The following is a 20589-nucleotide window of genomic DNA, read 5'->3' as shown; positions in this document are numbered from 1 at the left end:
GTTCGGATCAAGAATGTGGGCCGGCTAGGCCCGCTCGAGCAGGACCATCACTTCGTAGTGCGTGGTTTGCGGGAACATGTCCAGCACCCTGGCCCTTCGCGCGGTGAACGAGGGGAGTGCCGCCAGGTCGCGGGCCAGCGACTGCGCGTTGCAGCTGGAGTAGACCACGTGCTTCACGGAGGACGATTCGAGCCAGCCGCACAGTTCCTTGCCGATGCCGCGCCGGGGCGGATTGACGATAACCAGTTCGGGCGCCTGGTCCGCGGCGACGGCAAAGGCCGTGGCATCGCCCGCCTGGAAGTCCATGCGCTCCAGCCCTGCCTCGTCGCTGCTGAGCTTGGCCGACACAATGGCTTCGCGGCTGGTTTCAATCCCCGTTACCTCGCGGGAGGGATCCGCGCAGTGCAGGGCAAAGCCGCCCACACCGCAGTACAGGTCCCACACTGACGACGGCGCCAGTTCGTTGACCCATTCGCGCCCCTGCCGGTACAGGGCTGCCGCCATGTCGCTGTTCGTCTGGAAGAAACTCTGCGGCCGGAGGTGAAGGTCGAGGTCGTTGACGCGCATCCGCAGCGTGGACTGCCCGGTGAGGAGGATCTCGCGGTCGCCTTCGAGGACCGCCTTGTGCTCCGGGTGCAGGTTGACCGAGACAACCTTCACCTCCGGCAGGGAGGCCAGAAGGGTGGGCAGGTGCTCCCGGATGCGCGGCACCAGCTTTTCCGAACGCAGGACCAGGCGCAGCATGATCTCGCCGTCAGGTGACTCGGTGATGATGAGGTGCTTGAGCTCGCCGCTGCGCCGGGGGACATCGTAGGGCGTCAGGCGGGCCCGGCTGATGAAGGCCGCCAGGACGGGAAAGCAGGCCAGCAGTCCGGGCGAGCAGACGCCGCATTCCTGCAGGTCCACACCACGGCCCTCGGCGTCAAGGATCCCGATGGTGGGGTTCTTGGCCGTTCCGGCCACCACCATCTTGGCCTTGTTGCGGAAGCCGGACTCGCGGCTCGCGACAGGCGGCAGCCACTCTACGGACGTGTGGTCGGAGAGAAGCGTCTGGCAGTGCAGCTGCTTGCCGGCCAGCTGCTCGTCATAGGGCCGGCCCATGTGGGTGCAGGAGAGGCAGCGGGCGGCATCGAAGTAGGAACATTGCATGTCTGGTTAATTCTACTTTTTCTGCAGGCTGCTTCTGGCCGCGGGTCAGGACGGTGGCCGCTGCCGCTTGGGAAGGCTGATCCGGTCCAGATCGTTGGCAGGTACGACGGCGGTCCCTCCGGACCGTGCCCGGGCCTGCTCGGCCAGGACGTCCACGTCGCCGTACCGGGACGAAAAGTGGGTGAGCACGAGGGTTCCGGCGCCGCCGTTGGCCGCCAGATCCCCGGCCTGCCCGGCCGTGAGGTGCGCGTACTGCGCCGCCAAGGCGGCGTCGTCGTCGCTGAACGTTGATTCCGCGACAAGGAGGTCGACGCCGTCGGCCAACCCCTCGGCTCCCTCGCACGGGGCGGTGTCCATGATGAAGGCGAAGCCCTGGCCAGCGCGCGGAATGCTGACGTCCTCAAGCCGCACACCCCGCAGGACCCCGTCCCGCTGCAGGCGCCCGGCGTCCGGGCCCGTGATGCCCGCCGCCGCCAGCCGCTCCGGCAGCATGGTGCGCCCGTCCGGTTCCGTCAGCCGGTAGCCGTAGGTCTCAATGCGGTGGCGCAAGGGCCGCACCTCGAGCCCCGGGGCGATTTCCCCGGCATCCGAGTGCGGCTGCAGGCGGAGATCGATGCCGGGCGAGGCCACGGAGACGAGTGCCCGGACAACGTCTTCTCCGGACGCGGGATAGTGCAGGTGCACCGGGTGCTTTACGCCGTCCAGGGCCATGCGGGAGAGCACGCCGGGGAGCCCGTAGCAATGGTCACCGTGAACATGGGTCAGGCAGATGCGCGTGATCTGGTTGGCGGAAACACCTGCGTGGATCATCTGCCGCTGTGTGCCCTCGCCGGGGTCGAAGAGGAGGCCCTCGCCGTCCCACCGCAGCAGGTATCCGTTGTGGTTGCGCGTGCGCGTCGGGACCTGCGATGCGGTTCCAAGGACGACGAGTTCGCGCATGACACCGAGTCTCTCACAGGCGCGGCGGCTAGCAGACGGGCCGCCGGAACGGCCGCGCTCGCAGGCTCCGCATCCGTGGCATCAATATTCGTCGGCGTTCCACCCATCCACCGCGAAGGCGGCAACGAATTGCTATTGAACCAACCGTTTCGGTGCCCAGTGCTGGCCTCGGAATGTAGCCGCTGTAGCCGAACGGCGGTGCCAAGCACACGTGCGAAAAGAGCCTACCTGTGGCTAATAGACAGTTTGACCAGTTCCTCATGGAGGCCACTACCTCCGACGACGGCTCCGGATTCACCCTAGGGCCAGACCCCCTGTACGGCTTGTACACCAGCTGGTGTCATGTCACCGGTGCCGTGCCATCCGTGGAGGAGGCATTTTGGGAGGGTATGCAAGGGCGCCTTAACCCAGAACCGAACGGCCTCCGCATGAAAGGGCCGGCAGCTGCGGATTACATCCTCGCCAGCTATCCGGCGTCGGTCTGAATGCGGTTCAGGGTTCCATGCGTCCCAAGACCTGAACGGGTGCAAAGCGCATAGTGCACCGGGTGTGCCCGCTCAGTGCGGACACCCTCGGTGCTCCATGCCGACTGAGTTGTCTACTTGTAGACGCGGACCCAGTCGACCTGCATCCAGGAAGGCGTGGTGCTGGAACCGTCAGGGAACCAGTCGAGCTGCAGCGTCTGGTGCACGCTGCCGGAGGGCTGGTGCGCCGGGTTCGTATCGGTGAACGTCTTCACGCCGTCGATGTAGCCCGTGATGCCGGCCGGAGTCCACTCCACCGCGTAGTTGTGCCACTGGGTGGTGTCAACAGCCTTGCTGGCGTAAGTCTGTTTGGTGCCACTGCATGCATAGTGCAGGAAGAACTTCACCAGGGTTGTATCGGAGGTGCTCTCGGCGTAGTCAACCTCGTCACAAGTGGACGACGTGGTGACCGGATTGAGAATGAGGACGGGGTGGTATTCGGAATCCCGCCGGTTCGTCTTCATGCGGGTCTCCCAGCGGCCGTACTTCTGGTTGGCAAACTTTGCCGACATTCCGCCGGTGGTACCCGCCGAATCTCCGCTGACGGTGGCCGCGCCGTTGGCCACCGACCACGCCTTGGGGCTGCGGATACCCTTGCCCGCGTGGCCGGGGCTGTTGTAGACGCTCCACTTGGTGCGGTCCGGCGTCCCGGTGTAGTTGAATTCGTCGCCGGCCACTACGGAGCCCCAGCCGAGGGCGCTGGCGGCCTGCGCGCCGCTGCCAGCGGCGGGGGCCACGGCGCGGACGGCGGCAGCAGGCTGGACGGGAGCCGCCGGCGCCTTCGGCGCGGCGGCTGTGGCGGGAGAAGCGATGGCGGGAGCGGCGGCGGCGGGAGCGGCCTTTGCGGGAGCGGCAGCAGCAACGGCTGCCGGCACAGCGGCAGTTGCAGCCTTGGCTGCTGCCTTTGCGGCGGCAGTCTTCGCCGCTGCCGCCTTGGAGGCGGCAGCCTTGGCGGCCGCAGTCTTGGTAGTCGCAGTCTTGGCGGCCGCAGTCTTGGCCGCAGCATCCTTCGCGGCGGCAGCCTTGGCGGCGTGAGCCGACACGGTCTTGGCGGAAGCTGTCTTGGCGGAAGCCGACTCGGAGGCCTGGCTCGTGGACGCAGTTCCCGCGGCGGCAGCGCCCTGACCGGCAGCCTGTTCCGCGGAGGGAGCGAGGCCGCATCCGGTCAGCGAAAGTGCGCCGATGCTAATGGCAATGGCTATGTTCTTCTTAAGCAAAAGACCCCTCCGGGCAAACGGCTGCCGCGCAGAAGGCAGCCACAATCTAGGTGGTAAAGAAAAGCACGAAGCGATTCTGGGCCCCGGTCGACGGGGCCGGAGCAGCCGGGTTGCCGCTCTGCGCATCCGGAGCCCAGCGGGGGCCTCCGGGGCCCCAACGGGCCGTCCCTTGCGGAACAGGCGTCAACGTTACTTGATCGTTACCAAGGGCCGCAAAACGCCGGAAGGCCGCAGCCGGGCCGTGCAACCGCTTCCCCGCACTGACCTGCGGGAACACTTTTGTGACGGGGGCCGGAAACAAGGCGTCACCCCATAGTCACTGCTGAGCGCCGGGGACAGGAGAGTGGGGTTGGACGGCCCGGCGCCGGGCGGAAAGAATGAGCGGATGAGTGCTGCCGGCGAGTTCGTGGATGACACCCTGCAGCGCGAGGCTTCGTGGTACCGGGCCGAGGAAATGCGACACCGGTTCGGCAGCGGGATGCAGTACTACGGCGCGTCGGTGGGCGCGGTACGCGGAACGGTCCGCGACGTTCTTCGCCGCCATGCCGGACTGAACCACGATGAGGTCACCGCCCTGAGTTCAGAACTGTGGGAGGTTCCTGTTTACGAGCGTCGCCTGGCCGCCGTCGTGCTCCTTCAATCCAGGCTGGAGTTGCTCACCAACTCCGACCTGACGCGCATGGAGGGCTTTGTGCGGGACGCACACATGCCAACGCTCGTGGACCCGCTCGCCGTCGACGTCGTTGGTCCGCTGGTGGAAAGGCTCGGGGGTCAGGCGCGTGTGCGTGCGGACGCGGTGCTGGACCGATGGGCGGGGGACCCGGATGCCTGGCTCCGCCGCGCGTCGCTGATGGCGCCCCTGCGGGCGCTTCGGTCGGGTGGTGGTGACTGGGACGGCTTCGTCCGCCGCGCCAGGTCCGCCGCTGAAGTGCTACCGGAGACGACGACGGCGGACAGCAGCCCGGACCGGGAGGCCGTTGACGCCGTGCTGGACGCGGTGGCGGAGCGAAGGCCGGAGCTCCGGCTCTCCTTCCGCCGGTAGAAGACCGGCCCCGCGACAGTAGAAGTAACTGCGGGACTACTAGACGGAAGCCGGTGCCGGCTGAAGTTCCTCAGCCGCCTCGGGGGAGACGGCACCGTGCGCGGCCGGGTTACCCGGCGTGCCTGCAGGGCGAAGGGCCGGAGACGCGGCGATGTGCTGGCGGAGCGGGTGGAACTGGCTGTGCCCCATGCTGCCGAACTCGTAGGCGCTCTCGGCGTGCTCGGACCGGTCGACGCCGGCAACTTCGGCCTCGTGGCTGACGCGGAAGCCGATGGTCTTGTGGATCGCGATGCCGATAATTGCGGTCAACAGCCCGGAGAGTGCGAGCGTGATGAGTACGGCAACGGTCTGGGCGATGAGCTGCTGAACGCCGCCGCCGTAAAAGAGCCCGCCGCCTTCGCCGTTCACTGGCAGGGCGATAAAGCCGAGGGCGAGGGTGCCCACCAGGCCGGAGCCCAGGTGTACGCCGACGACGTCCAGGGAGTCGTCGAAGCCGTACTTGAACTTCAGTTCGACGAAGAGTGCAGACGCCACGCCCGACACGAGGCCCAGGCCGATGGCGGCCACTGGGCTGATGTTGGCGCACGACGGCGTGATGGCCACGAGGCCGGCGACGGCACCGGACGCTGCGCCCAGGGAGGTGGGGTGGCCGTGGCGGACCTTCTCCGTGAGGAGCCAGCTCAGCATGGCAGCGCACGGCGTAACCAGGGTGTTGACCCAGATCAGTCCAGCCTGCTCTGCCGTGGTGGCGGCGCCGGCATTGAAGCCGAACCAGCCGAACCAGAGGAGGCCGGCGCCGAGCATAATGAACGGGACGTTGTGCGGGCGGTGCCCCGGGTCCTTTCCGAAACCGTGGCGCTTGCCGACGATCAGCGCAAGTACGAGGGCGGCAACGCCGGAGCTGATTTCGACGACGGCGCCGCCGGCGAAGTCGATGACCTGGCCAAAGATGGCGGTTACGGCTCCGCCCTGGCTCATGAGGCCGCCGCCCCAGATCATGAAGGCGAGCGGGCAGTAGACGGCCGTGATCCAGATCGGCACGAAGAGGACCCAGGCGGTGAACTTGGCGCGGTCGGCGATCGCACCGCTGATGAGGGCCACGGTGAGGATCGCGAAGGTTCCGGCGAAGCCTGCCTTAATGAGGTCGGGAGTGCCCATGAGGCCGCTCAGGCCGAAGCTGGCGAACGGGTTGCCGAACAGGCCCAGGACGCCTTCGCCGGTGCTCATGGAGTAGCCCCACAGCACCCAGACGACGCCCACGATGCCGGCGGAGACGAAGCTCATCATGATCATGTTGAGGGAGGCCTTGGCGCGCGTCATGCCGCCATAGAAGAGCCCCAGTGCCGGGGTCATGAGCAGCACCAGTGCCGCCGACACCATCATCCAAACGTTCGCCGCAGTGATTTCCACGCGCTTTCCCTTCCCAGGAAACTCATTTTCCGCGGACCGCTGATGCCGGCGCCACGCCCCTCATTGATATTCGTGGATTTATGTTTCGGGTCTGGGCGTGGAAAGTTACACGGGGGTTTCAAAAAGCGCGTCTACGTAAAGCCCGCGTGACTGCAGTGTTTCGAGTTTGTTAACGGCACCTGATGGCGGGGGTGCTTTTTGCTGATTCTGCAGCCGTTTTGCCCGGAGACGCTGGCAGATCCCCGTACGCCGCGGTGAGGGTGGCCGCCGTTACGCCGCGTTACCAGCACATGAATGAAACATATCCATGTCCGGGTCCATTGCCGGGCACCGGATGGTTTCCCGGGTTAACAGGTCAGACCGGGACTAACCTGTTGACCCGGTCTGACCTGTTGACCGATCGGAGCGGTGCCGCCACCATGGGATATGACTGAATCTGCAGCGACCGGCGATGACTACTTCACTGAGAATCCGCACGCGGATGTTGTGGCGGAAGCGGGTGATGCCGTAGCGGGAGCGGACAGCTCCGCTAGCGTCGAAGACATCGCCGGGGACGTACGGGACGAGATCCGGCTGGGCCACGTGGAAGACGAGGTGAGCCACGTGCTTGAGGAACGGCTGGACGAAGCCGGCATCAGCATGCGGCCTGAAGACGTGGACGGCCTCGCCGAAGACATCGAGCGGGACGTTTCCAGTTAGGAAACCCCATGAACGACCCGCACCACCTGGAACGGTTCGTCGCCGCGCAGAATGACGGGGGCACCTACGCCCAGGCTCTGGAGGAGCTCAGGGCAGGCAGCAAGCGCACCCACTGGATGTGGTTCGTCTTTCCCCAGATAGCGGGTCTTGGGCAAAGCGCCACCTCCAGACGGTACGCCATCGCATCCCTTGATGAAGCCCGGGCCTACCTGAAGCATCCCGTGCTGGGTACGCGGCTGATCGAGTGCGCCACCGCAGTGGATAACGTGGGCAACCGGGGCGCCGCCGAGATTTTCGGCGGCATCGATGCCCGGAAGCTGCAGTCCTCCATGACGCTGTTCCTGCGTGCTGCGCCGGACGAACAGGTGTTCCGCCGCGTTCTTGACCACTATTTCCACGGGGAAGCCGACGCCGCCACTGACAGGCTGCTGGCCGCCCCGGGCACCTAACTGGGAGCTGCCCTTCACCCCGCCAGCCGGCGGACTTAGACTGGGAGCACGAGCCGGCCTGCACCCAGCAGGCTGGGCAGACGGAAGGACAGTGGCATGGGTCTGGACGACAAAATCGACAATGCAGCAGAGAAACTTGGCGGCAAGGCCAAGGAAGGCGCTGGCAAGGCCAGCGACGACCCGGGGCTTGAGGCTGAGGGCAAAGCTGACCAGTCCGCGGCCGATCTGAAACAGGCCGGCGAAAAGGTCAAGGACGCATTCAAGAAGGACTGACCACTCAGGGTCACCACGCCTGACTCTCCGTCTGCAGCGGAGATGCGAAGGGAGTCCCGCCCGGTAACGCGGCAGGGCTCCCTTTCCTGTTGGCATGTACATAACAATTCGATGGAATTACTCTCGCGTGCCTAGCGGCCACCCTGTCCGGCGTGCAGAGTGACGGTACAGATCCTCGGCCCAGTGATCGAAAGGCACCATCGTGCGCCCTGCCCATCATCGCCCGCACTTGATTGCTTTACTTGCGGCGGCCGCTGCACTTGGCCTGGCCGGTTGCGGTTCCAGCCCCACGCAGGGCGTTTCGCCCGATACCCCGCCGTCCGCCGTCGCCCCCTCAGGCGCCGCTGCCGGATACTCCGGACAGCTGATCCCCTTCACGTTCCCTGACCGCCCGCTTTCCTTCCAGTACCCGGTCGAATGGCATGCCGGATATTTCGAGGGCGGCGGGCAGCCGTCGCTGTCGGGTACTGCAACCGTGTCCGACCCGCAAAGCACCAATAAGCTCACCGCGTATCTGGGCCAAATGGCAGACGCGGTGAGCCATCCGGTGAACAGGACCGTCTTCGAGTCGGAACCCGTCCCGGGTCTGAGCGGGCAGCCCGCTCCTGCCGCCAACTACTCGTTCTATGTGGACCGGACGGAGGGCAAGCCCACCTACCGCATGCACCTGACGGCCGGGGCACCCGCTGAGGGCAAGTCCACCGCGCTTGACGGAATCATCCGTGTCGGAGAGGAAGTCCTTGTGGCTGAGGTGAACTTTCAGAACGCGTTCGCCGACGACGACGCCGCCAAGGTCTGGCTCGCCGGCGCCGAGGGCCAGGCCCTTAAGGCGCTTCTTTTGAGCATGTCCTACGGCTAGCAGGAGCCTTGGATCCGCCGTGCCGAAAGCCCTAGGTGGGGACCTCCACCAACTGGACGTCGTCCAAACGCCCATTCACGACGACGGCGGTCATGTACGTGCACACAGGTTGCCGGCGGCGGTCGGTGGGGGAGCCGGGGTTGAGCAGGCGCAGGCCGCCGGGCGCCACCGTGTCCCAGGGAATGTGCGAGTGGCCGAAAACGAGCACGTCGGTATCTGGAAAGAGGGCTTCGCAGCGCTGCTCCCGGCCCTTGGCCTGACCGGTCTCGTGGATCATGCTGAACCGGACGCCGTCGAGCGTCACACTGGCCGTCTCGGGCAAACGCCGCCGTAGCTCGTCGCCGTCGTTGTTTCCGTAGACGCCGATCAGGCGCCTGCTGCGCTGTTCGAACTCGTCGAGCAGGCCGGCGCTGATCCAGTCACCGGCGTGGAACACCACATCAGCAGCCTCGACGGCGGCCCACACCTGCTCGGGCAGTGCCCGGGCGCGCTTGGGGACGTGGGTGTCGGCAACAAGGACCAGGCGCAGGCTCATCGAAGCATCTTCCCATGGGGCAGACTGGGACGATGGAGAAAATCGTTCCACCCTCACCCGGTGATCCCCGCCGTCCCCTTGGCCCCCGCGATCCGGGCGATGCCTGGGTGGAGGGCGACCGGGGGAAATTCTGGGGGCGCTTCGGATCGGCCGGCCTGCTGGCCCATGACCCTAACAAGGGCGTCCTGCTGCAGCACCGTGCCACCTGGAGCCACCACGGCGGAACCTGGGGGCTGCCCGGCGGCGCGCTGCACCAGGGCGAGGACGCCGTGACAGGCGCACTGCGTGAGGCCCACGAGGAGGCGGCAGTACCCGAAGAGAGCGTCAAAGTGCTCTTCACGTCCGTGTTTGACGTCGGCTACTGGTCCTACACCACCGTGGCAGTGCGGGTGCTGGAGCCCTTCGAGCCGGCCATCAACGACCCCGAAAGCATCGAACTGCTGTGGATTCCCGTCGAGGAGGTGGCCGGCATCAACCTGCATCCTGCCTTTGCCGCCTCCTGGCCGGACCTGCGCGGCAGGCTGCTGGACGGGTCCAGTGCTGGACACTGAAAAGTTCCGGCTGCTGCTGGAAGAGGAACGCGCGAGGAAGCTCGCCCTCTTGCCGGCGCTCAGCGCAGACATCGCCTCCGCGAATGCAGCTCGGCAGAACTCCAACGTCGACGACGAGCATGACCCCGAGGGCGCAACCATCGCCTTCGAACTCTCGCAGGCGTCGGCACTGCTGGACCAAAGCCGATCCGGACTGGCGGACGTGGACGCTGCGCTCGAGCGGATCGAAGCGGGCACTTACGGAATATGCACCGTGTGCGGAGAACAGATCGCCGAGGGGCGGCTGGAGGCCCGCCCCTGGACCCCTTTCTGCATCCGCCACACGGGCGGCCGGGCCTAAACCCGTTCCGTCAGCGGAGGATGCCCGCAGGCCGTTCCGCCGGAGGAAAGAGCATCGTACTCTAGGGCTGGGAGGTGATTGCCATGCAGGCAACCCAGGGAGACCGCATCATCATCCGGGGCAGGACGGTGGAGTCCTCGGACCGGCACGGTGAAATTCTGGAAGTCCGGGGCGCCGACGGAGCGCCGCCGTACCACGTCCGTTTTGACGATGGTCACGAGACCATCCTGTACCCCGGCGGCGACTTCACCGTCGAGCACCACACCACCTAGCTGCCCGGATGACCGTACCGTCACGGCCCGACCGGACCCTGATCGTAGTCCTCGCCATCATCGCCGGTCTCGTCGCCGTGGCGCTCGCTGTTGTCTTTTTCCGCGGCCGGCCGGAGCCGCTTGCCGAGAATACGCCGGCGGGTGTGGTCCAGCGGTATGCGGCCGCCGTCCTGAACAATGACGGCGCCGCAGCCGCGCGCTACACGACTGATGGACGCTCCGGGACCGGCCAGCCGGACCGGCCGTGCGTGCCGGCGGACCGTCCTGCGGCGGGCACGCTCCGGATTACGCTGGCCTCCACCGTGGAGCATGCCGGCACTGCTGACGTTCACGTCGTCCTGGCCACGTCCAACGGGAGCGGTCCGTTCGGGAACCCCGAATACGAGAGCGAGGCCGTGTTTAGCCTGGAACGGGTCAACGGCACCTGGCTCGTCGCGACCGCCCCGTGGCAGCTCACCATCTGTCCGGTTCCGGCGGCGAAGCCGTGAGTACCGTCCGGCCCGGCACCCGCGAACCATCATCGCCGGCTGTGCCCGCGGTGCGGCGGCTGGTGGTCTTTGTACTCCTCTTTGTCCTCGTGCTGATCGGCGCTTCCGGTGTGGGAGGTCTGCTTGAGCGGCTGTTTACCTCCGGCGCCGGGCTGGCCGGGAACGACGTCGGCAGCCTCGCCCGGTCCCTGGCGTTTGCGCTGGTCGGTGGGTCCCTGGCCGCGGTCCTGTGGTGGCTTGTGTGGCGCCGGCAGGGGGAAGAAGCGGAGCGCTCCTCGGTTGCCTGGGGGCTGTACGTCGCCGGCGTATACACCGTTGCCCTCATCACCGCGCTTACGGCTGTGCTCGGCGCTGCATCGCAGTTGGTCGGGCTGCTGGCCCATGCCGCATCCGGCGCGCCGGGTGCGTTGGGTGAGGGCCTTGAATGGCGTTCGTCCCTGGCCGCGGGTGTGGTGTGGGCGGCCGTCTGGGCATGGCACCGGTGGATGTGGCAGCACGGTGGCAAGGGCCCGCTCAGGCTGCACACCGTCCCGGCGCTCGCGGGGTCGGTGTTCGGTCTGCTGATAGGTGCCGGCGGGGCCGTGACTGCACTCGGGAGCCTTCTCGATGCGGCGCTGCGGGGGCTGGCAGGTACGCATGACGTGGGGACGCCCTGGTGGGTTTCGGTGCTGCAGTCACTCATCTGGGCTGGCGGCGGATTCCTGGTTTGGTGGTGGCATTGGCTCCGCGGCGAAGCGCGCCGCCTGTCCTCATCGCTGGCCAACGTGGCCGCGGCGGTCTTCGGCGTGCTCGGCGGCTGCATAACGGCAATGGCCGGGGCCATCACGGCAGTGTTCGTCCTGATGCGGCTGGCACTGGACCGCTCCGAAGACATGATCCGGCTCGTGGATCCCCTTGGCCCCGGGCTGGCCGCGGCATCTGTCGGGTGCCTCGTCTGGCGCTACCACTCGGTGCTCACCGCCGCGCGGTCGGAGAAGATGCGGGAGACGGGGCTGCTGCTGGCTTCCGGCGTGGCGGTGGCCGCTGCGGCCTCGGGTGTGGGGGTTGTTGTCAATGCGGCCTTGGGCTTTGCCGAGACAACGCTGGCGGGAACGGGCACGCGCACACTGCTGCTGGGCGGAATCAGTGCCCTGGTTGTGGGTGGTGGGGTCTGGTGGAGGGCCTGGCAGCCCGCAGACCGCCGCGGATCGGCGAGCGCCGCTAATGCAGTCGGAACAGAGGGTGCAGTCGGTGCAGAGGGATCAGATGGTGCAGACGGAACAGAGGGTCCAGGCGGCCTGCCGTCCCACGCCGGTGCCGGACGGCGCATCTACCTTGTGGCTATCTTCGCGATCAGTGCAGTTGTGGCGCTGATCGCCCTGCTGGTGGTCGGCTACCAGGTGTTTGAGTTTCTGCTGGACCCGGTGCGGTCTGGAAACCTTGTGGGACGGATCCGGGCGCCGCTCGGACTGCTGACCGCCACGGCGCTCGTGGCCTCCTATCACTGCAGCGTCTGGCGTAGGGAGCGTGTGGTGCTGCCGGCGGGCGCTGGCTCACTGCAGGAAACTGGCTCACTGCGGGAAGCTGGCGGGGTGCAAGACGCCGGTCCTGTACGGACCGGGCGACGGACGATAGGCCAGGTCGTCCTGGGGACGGGCTCCGATCCTGTTCCGCTGTCGCGCGCCATTCGTGAAGCCTCCGGTGCCGAGGTGACGGTCTGGCTGCGGTCCGGCTTATCCGCAGGGCCGGATCCGGGACAGCCGGATGCGGGACAGGCGGATGCGGGGACGCTTGTGGCCGCGCTGGAAGGTGTGAGCGCAGAGCGGGTGCTGGTCGTCGTGGGACCTGGCGACCGGATCGATGTCATCCCGTACAGGGCCACACCCTCTCATGAGTGAAGCCTCCTGACAAAAGCCTCAGGAAACGGGCTGCCCCTTGATCGGTGACCGGTCGGCGCCGTATTCGGCCGTCACCAGGATGGGCAGGTGGTCCGACTTCCCGCGGGGGAGCGTTTCCACGCTTTCGATGTCGAGGCCCAGTGACGTGGCAAAGTCGAAGTGGCCCTTGAAGACCTTGTACCGGGTGTAGGTCCTGCGGTTGCTCAGGGACAGGGCGTAGCCGGAGTTCTTCATGTGCGTGTCAAGGCTCTTGGTGAAGAAGGGATAGTTGAAGTCGCCCACCATCAGCGTCATGAGGCCGGTCCCCATGCTCAGCAGCTCCGCATGCGCCGCGTGGATCTGTTTGCGCCGCAGCGAGTTGGACGCCGTGAGCGGGGCGGCGTGAAACGAACCCACCACCAGCTCATGGTCGGTTTCATTGTCCACCATCCGGGTGCCGATCAGCCGCTCATGGGCCGGTGCCATCACGCGGTCGTGCATCGACTTCTTCAGGGCGAAGGTCTGGGTATCCAGGGCAGTGAACCTGTCAGTCCGGTAGTAGATGGCCAGGCCCAGCCTGTTGCCCTTCGTGTAGTCGGCCAGGTGGAGCGGGCCGAGCGTGTCAGGCAGATCGGATGAGTCACACTCCTGAAGGCAGAGGACGTCTATCCCAAAGTTGCGGGCCAGACTCATCAGTTCACCGCTTGCCTTGTGCTTGCGGAGGTTGTAGCTAATAACTCGCATCGAACACCTCTTCCGAGGGCTGCTAGAAGGACCAGTCTCCGAGTCTACCCAGATCATCATATGGAGATCCGTACATTAAGCGCGCGTCCGGCGAGGCAAATATGCCGCGCCGGACGTAAGCCGGATTCCACTTGATGCCGCGGCCTCTGGCCTGACTTACCTTCCGCCGGGTCCGTGGCCCTGCGTGTACTCTCCGGCCGTGACGGTGCCGAGCTCCGTGCCGCCCTCGAGGGAGCCCTCGCCCAGTCCTGACTGCACCTTAGCCGTTCCTCCGGTGTACACCGTGTGGCTTTGGCGAAAAGGAACCGCTGCTGATGGCGTAGCTCACGGCGAACAGGGCGACTTCGGTGGGCAGCTTGGCGGGCAGGCTTATCGCGGCCGTGTTTGAACACCAGCCGGTGGTTGATCAGGTAGTTGGCTGTGGCACTCAGGCACCGGGCACCGACCACGGCCGCCAGGACCGAGTCGGTAGCCGCGCTGAGGGCAAGGAAGGCGACGGTGTCGATCAGGAAACCGGCAAAGGACGACAGCAGGAACTTCAGCAAGGGGGCATCGATGCGTGCTGAGTCCGCAAGCGGCCGGAAGTGCGATCCGGAGTTGTGGTCCAGATAGATGGTGGCGATGCCCACGCAGGCGATGCCGTACCCGGCCGCCTCGGCCTCGAGCAGGAGGTTCAGTTCGTATTCGTAGCGCTCGCCGCCCACGGTCAGGAGCCAGGGCAGCATGGCTGCCGGGTAGCCGCGCAGCCCCGTCTGTGTGTCGGAGATGCGCTGGCCGGTGGTCAGCCGGAACAGCAGCCGGGTGGCGGCGTTGCCGAAGCGGCTGCGTGAGGGGACGTCGCCGGCGAAGGTGCGGGCGCCGAGCACCATGGAGGCGGCGTCAGTGCCGGCCAGGTCGGCCACGCGGAGGATGTCCACGACGCTGTGCTGGCCGTCGCTGTCTGCGCACACCACGTCCCGGCCGGGGAAGCGGTCCAGAATGAAGCCAAAGCCGGTTTTCAGTGCGGAGCCCTTGCCCCGGTTTGCCGGATGGCTGATGACATGCGCACCGGCCCGGCGGGCGCCGCCGAAAATCTGCGCGTATGCCGGGCCGCTGCCGTCATCCACGATGACGAGACTGAGGGCGGGGTCTGCTGCGCGGATCGCGTCAATCACGTCAAGAAGCTGGGTGTCCGGCTCGCAGGCGGGGATCAGGATGATCATGGCGGGACCTCACTTCCCGATGAACAGGATGGCCGAGGTGCCGCGCTCGCGGTTTGCACCCAGCGGCTTGTTGACCAGTGCGCCGTTGAAATACATGGTGGAGGTGCCGCCGCCGTCGAGGTTGTACGCCGTTTCTACGCCGAGATCCTTCATGATCTGCGCCATTCCCGTCATGGTCACGCCGGCGCTGTAGCCCGGGCTGCGGCCGTCAGCCACCACAAAGACCAGGTGGTTCGCGTCGATCAGCCCCACGGCGGTGCGCGGCTGCTCGCCCTGGATGGAATGGTTGCCGAAGTTGGTGTCCACCTCGACGTCGTCGATGCCGTCCACGATCTGGCTGTCCTGGACGATGGCCGGCCCGAAGGACAGGGTGTTCCAGACACCGTCGGCCACCAGCTGCCCGGCGTTGGTGGCGGTTTCGTCGTAGACCTTCACGGTTCCGTCACGGTAGAGGGCCAGCCCCTGGCGGGCGCCCTCGTCCCGGTAGACAACACCGTTGCGGATGACGATGCCCGTGTCCCGGAAGCCGTAGTAGTCGCCGTTGATGGCGAGGATGGCATTGTGGGCAGCCGCGATTTCCGAGGTGGTCTGGGTGTGTTCTCGCCGAAACTGTCGTTGGCGAATGCCGACTTGAGCGCCGTCGCATCGTCAAGGACGACGTCGGCAACGTAGTAGGTGACCGTGCTGTCACCGCTGCCGGTGACCACGGTGGAGATGTTGATGCTGGCGCCGTCGGCCGTGTAGGAGGTGTCCGTGACAGAGGCGGACGATCCCAATGTCGTGGTTGCGGAGGACGCGCCCTGGGAGGCCTCGTAGGCGGACATATCGGAGATTTCCACGTGCTGCACCACGAACCTGTCCAGCGCCCAGGCGGTGGCGCCGCCCACGGACAGTGTCAGGGCGAGGGCTCCGGCGAGGATGGCCCGGCGCGTCGGCCTTGCCTTGCCGCGCTCGCGGGCTGGGCCGGGCGGGCCCCGGGTGCGCCGCGTCGCCGGGTTGCCGGGCTTCGCCGGAGGAAATTTCTTCGGTGGAGGTGTTCTGCTGTGAGGTCATGCATCATTTGTATGGACCGGACTTATGCCGGCCGTGAGCCGGGCATTTGAGGAAGCTGTGAAAGCCCGCGGCCGGCCGGACCCTCCCGCCCCAGGAATCATTGCGCCAGGAATCATTGCGGACAGCGGAGTGTTGTGAACAAGCAAACCTAACTTGGAGAGGAGTCACTATGGTCAGAGCGGTCTGGAACGGCGTAGTGATCGCGGAGAGCGACGCCACGGTGAAGGTGGAGGGAAACCACTACTTCCCGAAGGCGTCAGTGCGCCCCGAATACCTGGAGGCCAGTTCCCACTCCACGTATTGCCCCTGGAAGGGGGAGGCGAGCTACTACAGCCTGCGGGTTGACGGCCTGCGAAACGAGAATGCCGCCTGGTACTATGCCGATCCCTCCTCCGAAGCTGCCCGCATCCGGGATCACGTGGCGTTCTGGCACGGCGTCCGGATCGAGGCCTGAGACGGCTCCCCACGCCGGAAGCGATAGAGTGAACCGGGATTAACCGATCACGCTTCGAAGGAGTCACCGTTGACTGCTGAACTCCCGGAACTCGCCGGCGGCGACTTCTACTACCAGGACCTGGGCGGCGGGCGCTTCCGCTCCACCATCCATGCCCAGGGGGCATGGAACGCCCACGAACAGCACATGGCCCCGGCATCGGGACTTCTGGCTGACAGGCTGGACCGGCACCAACCCCGGGACGACATGCGGATGGCCAGGCTCAGCTACGAAATCCTGGGACTGATCCCCGGCGGTGAATTTGAAATCGTCACCGCGACGCTGCGCCCGGGACGCACCATCGAACTGCTGCAGGCTGAACTGGTGGCGGCCGGGCGCGTGGCCATCCGGGCAACTGCCTGGCGCATGGTCACCAGCGACACGGCCGCCGTGGCCGCCGTCGAGGACGGCGCCATCCCCTCACCGGAAGAATGCAAGCCCTACGATGGTGCGAGCGTGTGGCCGGGAGGCTACATCCGCTCCCTGGAAATGAGGGTGGCGGAAGGTCACCGCCCCGGCGCCGGGAAAGTGTGGCTGCGCACCGACCATCCGCTGACGGACAGAAACGACAGCACGGACATGGCAAGGCTCATGGGGCTCGTGGACACGGCCAACGGCATTGCCGCGCGGGTGCCTCCGGGCAAGGACAGTTACGCCTTCCCGAACCTGGACCTCCAGATCCACATGTACCGGCGGCCGGAGGGCGAGTGGCTCGGGCTGGACAATGCCGTGTCCTTCGGTGCTGACGGCATCGGACTCACCTCGACGGTGCTTCATGACCGGTCCGGGCCGTTCGGCCGGGCGGAACAGATCCTCACGCTGCGGAAGAGCTGACCGCCGCGGCCTAGTGGAAGACCAGCCAGCCAGCAAGCGTGGCGAGGCCGGTCAGCAGGGCGCCCCACGCCATGTCCACTACGATGAGCTGCAGCGGCCAAATCTTGAGCGTCGCGGCGTTGGTGAGGTCGTACGTTGCGTAGGCGAAGGCGCCCAGCGTCGCCCCATGGCCGACGGCGGTCAGCCAGGTGCCGCCGTCGAGCGCCGGCCGCAGGGCAAAGAAAACGATGCCCGCAATGTAAATCAAATAGAACGCCACGGCGTACCCTAGATGGGGCCGGCTGGCCAGCAATTCACCGATGTGGCTGCGGTAGAACGGGTTCATGAGCTTGAGCCACACGGCGTCGATCACGGCGAAAGCAGCGGCGACGACCAAAAATTGCAACACGACCATAAGGGAGCTTAGCAACATGCAGCAGGCCGGGGCTGATTCACGGACTCTGACCCTCGTCCGGCAGGAGCAGTCCCTCGGCGCCGTCCGTGACCTTGACTTCGGGATCGAACTCCTTGGCAAGGCCAGGGCCGGGGACATCGGATCCACGCTTCGGCTGTACCGGCCCGCACCGACTGTTGCCTTCGGCCAGCGCGACACCCGCCTGCCCGGCTTCGGCGCCGCCGCCCAGGCCTGCCGTGAAATGGGGTTCGAGCCGCTGATCCGCAAGGCGGGAGGCCGCGCGGCCGCGTACCACGAAGGCACGCTGATCATTGACCACGTGGAGCCGCACAGCGATGCGATCGCCGGAGCCAAAGGCCGTTTCGCATTTTTCGGCGAAATGCTGGCGGGAGCACTCCAGAGCGTTGGCGTGCACGCCGCTGTCGGGGAGATTCCGGGGGAGTACTGCCCGGGCGAATACAGCGTCCACGGCTTCGCGCCGGGGGCCCCTGACCACCGGATCAAGCTGGTCGGCACAGCCCAGCGCGTGGTGTCCGGCGCCTGGCTGTTCAGCTCCGTCGTGGTGGTGGAAAATTCGGCGCCAATCCGGGAGGTGCTGACGGCCAGCTACGAGGCCCTGGGGTTGGATTGGGATCCCGCGACCGCCGGCGCGGCCAACGACCTTGTGCCCGGCCTTGACGTGCAGGCCATCGAGGACGCGGTGGTCCGCACCTACGCGGAGTACGCCACGCTGGGGCAGGCGGACTTCAGCAGTCTTCGCGCCTAGCGCTGCACCCTGCCGGCGGTGCCGGGTTTGTTCCGGGTTTGTTCCCGAGCAGTCTATTCGGTGTCCGGGTCACTCGGTGGCCGGGGGGATCTGGCAGATCATGAGGACGTTTCCGTCCGGGTCCCGGAAGTTGAACCACTGGTCATCGTTGACTTCGGTGAGTTCCACGCCCCGGGTTTTCATGAAGGCGTGCGCCGCATGGATGTCGGCGGTGTTGAAGTGGAACGCAGGAACCTGGAAGACAGCGCCGGGGGAGTAGATCTTGCTGTCCAGGACAAGGCCGGCCCCCTCCATGGGGAGTATGTACAGATGGTCCAGGAGGACCTTGTCATCGGCGGGCACGCCCAGCATGCCGCAATACCAGTCGCGGGCTTCCTCGATATCGCTGACGGGGACAAAGACGGTGCCGATCTGCGGGGAAACGGGACTCACAGCAATCCTTTGGAACGCGGGAAGGAGCTCGATCTGTAACGCGCTGGACTGGCCGTCGCCGGGGGCGGGGCCCGCCCGGGATTTTTCGTACCCAGACCTGTCGATTTCAAACGCTCAGGAGAGGACGATTAAGGAACAGCCGCTGAAAAAGGAGGTCGGTGATGTGCTATTCATCGCGGGCGGATTTCGGCTGGGACACCCGGAAGGATGCCCTCCGGAAGCCTGAGGTGCACCGGGAACCGGCGCCGCCGGAAGCTGCGCCCGGGAATCCTGTGGACCGTCCGGAACCCCGGACCCACGCGGACGACACCAGGCTGTGGGCCTTCCTGGCCCGCCGCAAGGAGCCCCGCCGCACGGGAGCTCACGCCCGGAGGCCGGTGCAGGACCGGATCGACGAAAAAGTCTGAACGAAACAGTAAAGGCACCGGATTCCGGTGCCTTTACTGGTGAATCTTGGTTGTGGCGTCAGCCCTACGCGGCGAGCCTGCTCTTGACCTCGGCTGCCGACGGGTTCGTGGCAGCGGTGCCGTCCGGGAAGAGGACGGTGGGGACGGTGCGGTTGCCGCCGTTGATCTGCTCCACGAGCTCGGCCGTGCCGTCGACCTCTTCGATGTTGATCTCTGTGTAGCCGATGCCCTGGGCGTCCAGCTGCTTCTTCAGCCGGTTGCAGTAGCCGCACCAGGTGGTCGAGAACATGGTGATGGTGCCGTCTTCGGGGGTAAAGTCCACGGGCTCTCCTCGGATTGATATGGTCCTGTCGGTTTCCTTCCCCACAACCGTAACCCGGGCACCGGTATTCCCCAGCCTCTGTTGCAATGGCATGCTGGTGCCATGTGTGGACGTTACGTCATGGCCCGGGCAGTGGGGGATCTGCTGGCCGAATTCGACGCCGAGCTTGAGAACGAAACCGAAATCCCGCCGTCGTGGAACGTGGCACCCACGGACGGCGCGCCCATCGTCCTGGAACGGCTTATCGACGGCGCCACGGTCCGCCAGCTGCATGTCGCACGCTGGGGCCTGGTGCCGTCCTGGGCGAAAAGCCCGGCCATCGGCGCGAAGATGATCAATGCCAGGAGCGAGTCGGTCCTGGAGAAGCCGGCGTTCCGGAAAGCCGTGCAGTCGAGGCGCTGCGCGGTCCCGGCGGACGGCTACTACGAATGGAAGCAGGGGGAGGGCCGCAGCAAGCAGCCCTATTACGTCCACCCCCGGGATGAGGCGGCCATGGCCTTCGCCGGACTGTACGAGTGGTGGAAGGACCCGTCTGTGCCGCCGGGCGAACCCGCGCAGTGGATGCTCTCCATGTCGATCATGACGGCGGACTCGCCGCCGGCGGGAACTGAAGGCACGGTGTTCGCCGAACTCACCGCCCTCCACGACCGTGTCCCGCTGCCGATGAGCCGCGACACCATGGCGGCCTGGCTTGACCCGCAGGTTGACGACGCTGCCGGCCTGGTGGACCTCGTCCGTTCCGGGGTGAAGGACGTTGCCGCCGGCTGGCGGGTGGATTCCGTGGGCAAGGCTGTGGGCAACGTCCGCAACAACTCCCCGGAGCTCATCGAGCCCGTGGAGGCACTTTTCTGAGGCTGACTTTCAATGGTTCCGGGCTAGCGGACCTTGCCGGAATCAGAGCCGAGCCTGCAATCAGACGGTGACCTGGCCGCCGTCGTCCACTGTCCACGTGGGGTTGAAGGCAATTTCCCAGCGGAAGCCGTCCGGATCGGCGAAGTATCCGGTATAGCCGCCCCAGGGTTGCGTCTTGGGAGGGGCGATGACGGCCGCACCGGCCGACTCTGCCTGAGCGATTACCTGGTCTACCTGCTCGGCGCTGCCGACGTTGTGGCTGAGCGTAATGCAGGGGACTGCGGCGGGAGCATCAACGGCGGCCTCGGCCCGCATCTGCCCGGCATCCCACAGGGAAAGAATCAGGCCGTGGTTGGCCTGGATAAAGACCACCTCGTCGGGAACCTCACGGTGGACCGGCCAGCCCAGGCCGTCCACGTAGAAGCGCCGGGAGGCGGCCACGCTGCGCACTCCCAATGAAATAAAATCGACTCTGGGCTGCATGGTT

Annotated in this window: 26 protein-coding genes and 1 pseudogene; 15 read left to right on the top strand and 12 right to left on the bottom strand. The window is 66.4% G+C overall.

The features are described from left to right. Nucleotides 1–24 precede the first annotated feature (24 nt). The 3 genes from rlmC to ACHMXB_RS07765 all read right to left on the bottom strand — a co-directional run bounded on the left by rlmC (nt 25) and on the right by ACHMXB_RS07765 (nt 3829). Entirely contained in the window at nt 25–1149 is a 1125-nt protein-coding gene (gene rlmC, locus ACHMXB_RS07775) for a 23S rRNA (uracil(747)-C(5))-methyltransferase RlmC (RefSeq protein WP_395404210.1), read from the bottom strand. 45 nt (nt 1150–1194) lie between these two features. Continuing rightward, nucleotides 1195–2088 (bottom strand): ribonuclease Z, encoded by an 894-nt coding sequence (locus ACHMXB_RS07770; protein ID WP_395404208.1) that lies wholly within the window; start codon nt 2086–2088, stop codon nt 1195–1197. A gap of 598 nt (nt 2089–2686) precedes the next feature. Next, the gene (locus ACHMXB_RS07765) at nt 2687–3829 is read right to left on the bottom strand and encodes a glycoside hydrolase family 16 protein (protein WP_395404206.1); all 1143 of its coding nucleotides are present in this window, start codon (nt 3827–3829) and stop codon (nt 2687–2689) included. A 385-nt stretch (nt 3830–4214) separates the two neighbouring features. On the opposite strand from ACHMXB_RS07765, the gene ACHMXB_RS07760 reads away from it, so the two are divergent. Further along, nucleotides 4215–4871, top strand: coding sequence for a DNA alkylation repair protein (locus ACHMXB_RS07760; RefSeq protein WP_395404204.1), 657 nt, complete (start codon nt 4215–4217; stop codon nt 4869–4871). A gap of 39 nt (nt 4872–4910) precedes the next feature. Here the strand turns inward: ACHMXB_RS07760 and ACHMXB_RS07755 are convergent, their stop codons facing one another. Further along, complete coding sequence (locus tag ACHMXB_RS07755; RefSeq protein WP_395404202.1) at nt 4911–6281, bottom strand: ammonium transporter; 1371 nt, start codon at nt 6279–6281, stop codon at nt 4911–4913. Nucleotides 6282–6707: 426 nt separating this feature from the next. Here ACHMXB_RS07755 and ACHMXB_RS07750 point away from each other — a divergent pair, with 426 nt between their 5' ends. The 4 genes from ACHMXB_RS07750 to ACHMXB_RS07735 all read left to right on the top strand — a co-directional run bounded on the left by ACHMXB_RS07750 (nt 6708) and on the right by ACHMXB_RS07735 (nt 8561). Further along, on the top strand, nt 6708–6980 hold the full coding sequence (locus ACHMXB_RS07750; protein WP_395404200.1) for a hypothetical protein: 273 nt from the start codon (nt 6708–6710) through the stop codon (nt 6978–6980). A gap of 8 nt (nt 6981–6988) precedes the next feature. Then, nucleotides 6989–7429, top strand: a complete 441-nt coding sequence (locus tag ACHMXB_RS07745; protein WP_395404198.1) for a DUF1810 domain-containing protein — start codon at nt 6989–6991, stop codon at nt 7427–7429. 96 nt (nt 7430–7525) lie between these two features. Next, on the top strand, nt 7526–7702 hold the full coding sequence (locus ACHMXB_RS07740; protein ID WP_377965689.1) for a CsbD family protein: 177 nt from the start codon (nt 7526–7528) through the stop codon (nt 7700–7702). 229 nt (nt 7703–7931) lie between these two features. Next, nucleotides 7932–8561, top strand: a complete 630-nt coding sequence (locus tag ACHMXB_RS07735; protein ID WP_395404196.1) for a hypothetical protein — start codon at nt 7932–7934, stop codon at nt 8559–8561. A 31-nt stretch (nt 8562–8592) separates the two neighbouring features. Here the strand turns inward: ACHMXB_RS07735 and ACHMXB_RS07730 are convergent, their stop codons facing one another. After that, nucleotides 8593–9096, bottom strand: a complete 504-nt coding sequence (locus ACHMXB_RS07730; protein WP_395404194.1) for a metallophosphoesterase family protein — start codon at nt 9094–9096, stop codon at nt 8593–8595. A 32-nt stretch (nt 9097–9128) separates the two neighbouring features. Here ACHMXB_RS07730 and ACHMXB_RS07725 point away from each other — a divergent pair, with 32 nt between their 5' ends. From ACHMXB_RS07725 to ACHMXB_RS07705, 5 genes are all read left to right on the top strand, one after another. Beyond that, the gene (locus ACHMXB_RS07725) at nt 9129–9647 is read left to right on the top strand and encodes an NUDIX domain-containing protein (protein ID WP_395404192.1); all 519 of its coding nucleotides are present in this window, start codon (nt 9129–9131) and stop codon (nt 9645–9647) included. Continuing rightward, on the top strand, nt 9634–9987 hold the full coding sequence (locus ACHMXB_RS07720) for a TraR/DksA family transcriptional regulator (RefSeq protein ID WP_395404190.1): 354 nt from the start codon (nt 9634–9636) through the stop codon (nt 9985–9987). The genes ACHMXB_RS07725 and ACHMXB_RS07720 overlap by 14 nt, the downstream gene beginning before the upstream one ends. Nucleotides 9988–10070: 83 nt before the next feature. Continuing rightward, nucleotides 10071–10259: a DUF1918 domain-containing protein gene (locus ACHMXB_RS07715; protein WP_102972420.1), complete on the top strand. Its 189-nt coding sequence runs from the start codon at nt 10071–10073 to the stop codon at nt 10257–10259. 8 nt (nt 10260–10267) lie between these two features. Further along, complete coding sequence (locus ACHMXB_RS07710) at nt 10268–10747, top strand: hypothetical protein (RefSeq protein ID WP_395404188.1); 480 nt, start codon at nt 10268–10270, stop codon at nt 10745–10747. After that, nucleotides 10705–12624, top strand: a complete 1920-nt coding sequence (locus ACHMXB_RS07705; protein WP_395404186.1) for a DUF5671 domain-containing protein — start codon at nt 10705–10707, stop codon at nt 12622–12624. Before ACHMXB_RS07710 ends, ACHMXB_RS07705 begins: the two co-directional genes overlap by 43 nt. Before the next feature lie 18 nt (nt 12625–12642). Here the strand turns inward: ACHMXB_RS07705 and ACHMXB_RS07700 are convergent, their stop codons facing one another. From ACHMXB_RS07700 to ACHMXB_RS07690, 3 genes and pseudogenes are all read right to left on the bottom strand, one after another. Further along, nucleotides 12643–13347, bottom strand: a complete 705-nt coding sequence (locus ACHMXB_RS07700; RefSeq protein WP_395404184.1) for an endonuclease/exonuclease/phosphatase family protein — start codon at nt 13345–13347, stop codon at nt 12643–12645. Between the two features lie 56 nt (nt 13348–13403). Then, nucleotides 13404–14549 (bottom strand): glycosyltransferase, encoded by a 1146-nt coding sequence (locus tag ACHMXB_RS07695; protein WP_395404182.1) that lies wholly within the window; start codon nt 14547–14549, stop codon nt 13404–13406. A gap of 9 nt (nt 14550–14558) precedes the next feature. After that, a pseudogene (locus ACHMXB_RS07690) lies at nt 14559–15469 on the bottom strand (phosphodiester glycosidase family protein). Nucleotides 15470–15771: 302 nt separating this feature from the next. On the opposite strand from ACHMXB_RS07690, the gene ACHMXB_RS07685 reads away from it, so the two are divergent. Together ACHMXB_RS07685 and ACHMXB_RS07680 are read left to right on the top strand one after the other, a co-directional pair. Beyond that, nucleotides 15772–16056, top strand: coding sequence for a DUF427 domain-containing protein (locus ACHMXB_RS07685; protein ID WP_395404180.1), 285 nt, complete (start codon nt 15772–15774; stop codon nt 16054–16056). Nucleotides 16057–16125: 69 nt separating this feature from the next. After that, entirely contained in the window at nt 16126–16929 is an 804-nt protein-coding gene (locus ACHMXB_RS07680; protein ID WP_395404178.1) for a thioesterase family protein, read from the top strand. 10 nt (nt 16930–16939) lie between these two features. Here ACHMXB_RS07680 and ACHMXB_RS07675 read toward each other — a convergent pair whose 3' ends face one another. Further along, nucleotides 16940–17323, bottom strand: a complete 384-nt coding sequence (locus ACHMXB_RS07675) for a DUF2177 family protein (protein ID WP_395404176.1) — start codon at nt 17321–17323, stop codon at nt 16940–16942. 16 nt (nt 17324–17339) lie between these two features. Between ACHMXB_RS07675 and ACHMXB_RS07670 the strand changes: the two genes are divergently transcribed. Beyond that, nucleotides 17340–18089, top strand: coding sequence for a biotin/lipoate A/B protein ligase family protein (locus ACHMXB_RS07670; RefSeq protein WP_395404174.1), 750 nt, complete (start codon nt 17340–17342; stop codon nt 18087–18089). Nucleotides 18090–18158: 69 nt separating this feature from the next. Here the strand turns inward: ACHMXB_RS07670 and ACHMXB_RS07665 are convergent, their stop codons facing one another. After that, a complete protein-coding gene (locus ACHMXB_RS07665; protein WP_395404172.1) occupies nt 18159–18521 on the bottom strand; it encodes a VOC family protein in 363 nt (120 codons plus the stop codon). Nucleotides 18522–18682: 161 nt separating this feature from the next. Between ACHMXB_RS07665 and ACHMXB_RS07660 the strand changes: the two genes are divergently transcribed. Continuing rightward, the gene (locus ACHMXB_RS07660; protein ID WP_395404170.1) at nt 18683–18928 is read left to right on the top strand and encodes a hypothetical protein; all 246 of its coding nucleotides are present in this window, start codon (nt 18683–18685) and stop codon (nt 18926–18928) included. 64 nt (nt 18929–18992) lie between these two features. Here the strand turns inward: ACHMXB_RS07660 and ACHMXB_RS07655 are convergent, their stop codons facing one another. Continuing rightward, nucleotides 18993–19250 carry a mycoredoxin gene (locus tag ACHMXB_RS07655; protein ID WP_078028863.1) on the bottom strand — a complete coding sequence of 86 codons (258 nt, stop codon included), beginning with the start codon at nt 19248–19250 and terminating at the stop codon, nt 18993–18995. Nucleotides 19251–19352: 102 nt separating this feature from the next. Here ACHMXB_RS07655 and ACHMXB_RS07650 point away from each other — a divergent pair, with 102 nt between their 5' ends. Continuing rightward, nucleotides 19353–20102 (top strand): SOS response-associated peptidase, encoded by a 750-nt coding sequence (locus ACHMXB_RS07650; RefSeq protein WP_395404168.1) that lies wholly within the window; start codon nt 19353–19355, stop codon nt 20100–20102. 60 nt (nt 20103–20162) lie between these two features. Here the strand turns inward: ACHMXB_RS07650 and ACHMXB_RS07645 are convergent, their stop codons facing one another. Then, nucleotides 20163–20585 (bottom strand): VOC family protein, encoded by a 423-nt coding sequence (locus ACHMXB_RS07645; protein WP_395404166.1) that lies wholly within the window; start codon nt 20583–20585, stop codon nt 20163–20165. Nucleotides 20586–20589 lie beyond the last annotated feature (4 nt).

It is taken from the genome of Arthrobacter sp. UC242_113 (assembly GCF_044054585.1).
Taxonomy (GTDB): Bacteria; Actinomycetota; Actinomycetes; order Actinomycetales; family Micrococcaceae; genus Arthrobacter.
The sequence above is the reverse complement of the archived record's forward strand: the minus strand, read 5'-3'. Positions and strand labels throughout refer to the sequence as shown.